Source organism: Jannaschia seosinensis, assembly GCF_001408515.1.
GTDB classification, from domain to species: domain Bacteria; phylum Pseudomonadota; class Alphaproteobacteria; order Rhodobacterales; family Rhodobacteraceae; genus Jannaschia; species Jannaschia seosinensis.
Map to the genome: position 1 here is coordinate 1 of NZ_CYPR01000099.1, position 4069 is coordinate 4069.

At 64.9% G+C, this 4069-nt stretch carries 5 protein-coding genes; 3 read left to right on the plus strand and 2 right to left on the minus strand.

Annotated features, from left to right (window positions below):
- The 3 genes from JSE7799_RS08085 to JSE7799_RS08095 all read left to right on the plus strand — a co-directional run.
- Window positions 1–429, plus strand: a 429-nt coding sequence (locus JSE7799_RS08085; RefSeq protein ID WP_186201797.1) for a transposase, incomplete at its 5' end; no start/stop codon positions are given.
- 31 nt (window positions 430–460) lie between these two features.
- Window positions 461–760, plus strand: coding sequence for a hypothetical protein (locus JSE7799_RS08090; protein WP_222101724.1), 300 nt, complete (start codon window positions 461–463; stop codon window positions 758–760).
- 22 nt (window positions 761–782) lie between these two features.
- On the plus strand, window positions 783–1571 hold the full coding sequence (locus JSE7799_RS08095) for an alpha/beta fold hydrolase (RefSeq protein WP_144431616.1): 789 nt from the start codon (window positions 783–785) through the stop codon (window positions 1569–1571).
- A gap of 346 nt (window positions 1572–1917) precedes the next feature.
- Here the strand turns inward: JSE7799_RS08095 and JSE7799_RS08100 are convergent, their stop codons facing one another.
- Both JSE7799_RS08100 and JSE7799_RS08105 read right to left on the minus strand, forming a co-directional pair.
- Window positions 1918–3468, minus strand: coding sequence for a TrkH family potassium uptake protein (locus JSE7799_RS08100; protein WP_245624834.1), 1551 nt, complete (start codon window positions 3466–3468; stop codon window positions 1918–1920).
- 172 nt (window positions 3469–3640) lie between these two features.
- On the minus strand, window positions 3641–4069 hold a 429-nt coding region (locus tag JSE7799_RS08105; protein ID WP_186201797.1), incomplete at its 5' end, for a transposase.

Consider the following 4069-nt stretch of genomic DNA (forward strand, 5'->3'; position numbering starts at 1 on the left):
CGCTGCCAGTTCCATCTCGCGCGCAACGCCATTCATCACGCTCCGAACGTCGAGAGCCGCAAGCGCATCGGAGCTGAGCTGCGCACCGTGTGGAATGCCAGCACGCTCGCCAAGGCAGAAACGGCCTTGGCAGAGATCGTCGCCAGCTATCGCACCTCTGCGCCGAAGCTGGCCGCATGGCTGGAGGAAAACGCGCCCGAGGGGCTCGCGGTCTTCACGCTGCCCGAGCACCATCGCCGCCGGCTGCGCACTTCAAACCCGATGGAGCGATCCGTCCAGCAGGAGCTCAAGCGGCGCACCGTAAAGGTCAGGGTCTTTCCCAGCGACGACGCTCTGCTGCGACTGGTCAGCGCCGTCCTCGTAGAGATCGACGAGAAATGGGCCTCCGAGACCAAGGCCTACATCAAATGGGAATGCCAGGATGCATGACCCGCTCTCAGCAGAATTTCCAGACCGCAGGTTGCTCTATCCCCAAAGGCAGTGGTCCGACAAGGCAATCGCGCGAACAACACCTGCCTTGCTCGGTCTCTACAGCCTCATCTCGCTGTGGGCCTGCGATCTGCTGAGCACGACCAGCACGCCCTATGCCGCAGCATGGTATCGCAAGACCAATCTCACCTTCACCGACGCCATCGGTTCGGTGCGTCTGGCCCTCTGGGCAGGAGAGGTTTTCCAACACTCTCCGCCGGACCGGGAACCGCAAGAAATCCCGCCCGACCGCCTCGTGCGCATGGCCGAAGCACTTTGCTTCGCCGCATAATGTACAAAGTCGAGCTGAGGGGATCTCCGCGCTCCGGGCCGGGGGGCACCGGGTGATCACCTTCGACAACCGCGATTCCGGTCGGTCGTCGCGGATCGACGGCCCGACGCCGACGGTCTGGCAGAAGCTGCGCGGGCAGGCGCCGCAAGGGGCCTACGACCTCGGCGACATGGCCGAAGACGCGGTCGCGCTGCTGGATCACCTGCGGATCAAACGGGCGCATGTCGTCGGCATGTCGATGGGCGGCATGATCGGTCAGGTCGTCGCGGCGCGCTATCCCGAGCGGACCAGGACGCTGACCTCGATCTTCTCGACGACCGGGGCGCGCAAATTCGGACAGCCGTCGTTCTGGGCCATGGTGCAATTCGCCAAACCGCCCGCGACGACGCGAAACGCCTATGTGGCGCGCAATCTCCAGATGCTCGGCCTCATCGGCGGGGCGGGGTTCCCTTCAGACCGGGAGGCGAACCGGGCGCTCTTCGCCCGCGCCTGGGATCGTGGTGCGCCGGATCTTCATATGGCGATGTCGCGACAGATCGGCGCAATCTATGCCTCCGGCGATCGCACGGCCGAGGTCGCGACGATCCGCGTGCCGACCCTCGTGATCCACGGCGACCGCGACCCGTTGGTCGCCCCATCGGGCGGGGAGGCCACCGCGAAGGCGATCCGGGGGGCGCGGCACGTATCCGTTCCGGGGATGGGCCACGAGATATCGCCGTCGCTTGCGCCGCACCTCGCGGACCTGATCCTTGGGCATGTGGGGGATCGGTCTGGAGGGATGGGTTCCAGTGGTCGTGCCGCCGAGGATTGATTGTACTGCGACGTCCTCAGGAGCCTTTCCCGTCACTCGTCCGGCGCAGCCGACCCGCTTTTGTCGGGAACGCAGGCAGGACCGGACACAAACGCGCGGCTGGGAGCCGCCGAACTCGTCGCATATCGTAATTTGCTGCAAAGGCCGAGGGTGACCTTTCTGTGGTGGAGAAGCCCAATGAACTCGGTGGGTTACCGGTGAAAGAAGTCACCGCATCTGCCTGTGAAGCGGTTCCATGTCGTTCGAAAGCGGCGGGGCCGATTTCGATACGGAACCAAAGAACCGAGGGGTGGAGAGCACTCGTTCCCTGTCCTCTCCTCTACGTTGGCACCAGGATTTTTGCCCGTCAGGAAAACTCCTTCCAGAAGGCTGGCACGAGCAGCACGTAGACGGTCAGCATCTCGAGCCGGCCTGCGTACATGCCGAAGGCGAGCAGCCACTTGGCTCCATCCGGCAAGGTGGCGAAGTTGCCGGCCGGCCCGATGATATCCCCGACGCCGGGGCCGACATTCGCCACGGCCGTCAGGGCGCCGCTGAACGAGGTCGTCATGTCGAGGCCGAAAAAGCCGAGCGCGACCGCGAGCCCCATCACCGTTGCCCCGTAGAAGGCAAAGAACGTCATCACCCCGCCCATGACGTCCCGATCGACGGTCCGGCCCTCGTAGCGGACGGGGAATATGCCGTGGGGCTGATGGATGCGCTTGATTTGCGTGCGTGTGCTCCGCACGAACAAAATCCACCGCATCATCTTGGCTCCGCCGGAGGTGGACCCGGTGCAGCCGCCCATCGCGGTCAGGCAGGCGAAGGCCGCGGCGGCGAAAGGTCCCCAGGTTGTGTAATCCGTCGTCGCGTAGCCGGTCGTCGTCACCACGGAGACCACGTTGAAGGCGACGAGGCGCAGCGTCTCGAGGACCGGGGTCCCGCCCGTCACGATGCGCCAGCCGGTCAGGGCGAGGATCACGGCGACCAGCATGACGACCAGCGCCCGGACCTGCTCGCTGCGCACCACGCCGCGGTTCAGCGACCGGATATACCACGCGAAGGGGAGCGCGCCGGCAAGCATGAACAGCGTCGCCATCCATTGGAGATAGGCACTGTCGAACAATCCGAAGGAGGAATCCGAGGTGGAATAGCCGCCTGTCGAGACCGTCGTGAGGGCGTGCGCGATCGCCTCGAACTCCGTCATGCCGCCGGAGAAGTAGACGAGGGTGCACAGAAAGGTCAGGGCGAGATAGATCCAGATCGTGGCGGCGGCGAAGCGTGCCGCGCTGGCCACCGCCTTCTCTCCCTTCTCCGAGCTTTCGGTCCGGAAAAGCTGCATCCCGCCGACCCGCATGATCGGCAGCAGCGCGATGCCGGCGACGATGAAGCCGACGCCACCGATCCACTGGAGCAAGGCGCGCCACAGCAAAATGCCATGCTCCGTCCCGTCGAGACCGGTCATCACCGTCGAACCGGTCGTGGTGATGCCGGACATCGCCTCGAAGAAGGCGTTCGTGAACGACAGGTCCCAGAGCCACAGGGGAAGCGCGCCGGCCAAGGCGGCCGTGATCCATGTGGTGCCGGTCAGAAGGAAGGAGTGAAGACGGTTCAGGCCTCCGCGCCGGTTCATGGTGCTGATGCAGATGCATCCACCGATCATCAGCGTCAGCATTCCCGATTCCAGGAAAATGGCCCGGGTCGCGGGGAACAGCAACGCGTCAAACCCCATGAGAACAGCCAGGCCGATCAGCAGCAGACCATTGACGAAGGCAACGAAGGGCATCGACAGCTCACGTTTGTCCGGCGTCCCGGAGCCGGTATCCGGTTCGGTGCCGGGTTTGACCGGATCTGCCGCGTCGTCTCCGGGCTCGGTGCGAAGCTGGCGGATGAGGACGCGCAGATACTCCCTGCCCACCGACGGGACAAGCCTCTGCGCCGCTGGAACGCCGCCCGCGGTTTGCATCCCGGATCAGGAGGCGCAACAGCTCTGGATCGGTTCAACCGCCCGGCCGCGGGATTCGACCGCCCGTTCCGGGGGCGGAAGGAGATAGAGCAACCTGCGGTCTGGAAATTCTGCTGAGAGCGGGTCATGCATCCTGGCATTCCCATTTGATGTAGGCCTTGGTCTCGGAGGCCCATTTCTCGTCGATCTCTACGAGGACGGCGCTGACCAGTCGCAGCAGAGCGTCGTCGCTGGGAAAGACCCTGACCTTTACGGTGCGCCGCTTGAGCTCCTGCTGGACGGATCGCTCCATCGGGTTTGAAGTGCGCAGCCGGCGGCGATGGTGCTCGGGCAGCGTGAAGACCGCGAGCCCCTCGGGCGCGTTTTCCTCCAGCCATGCGGCCAGCTTCGGCGCAGAGGTGCGATAGCTGGCGACGATCTCTGCCAAGGCCGTTTCTGCCTTGGCGAGCGTGCTGGCATTCCACACGGTGCGCAGCTCAGCTCCGATGCGCTTGCGGCTCTCGACGTTCGGAGCGTGATGAATGGCGTTGCGCGCGAGATGGAACTGGCAGCG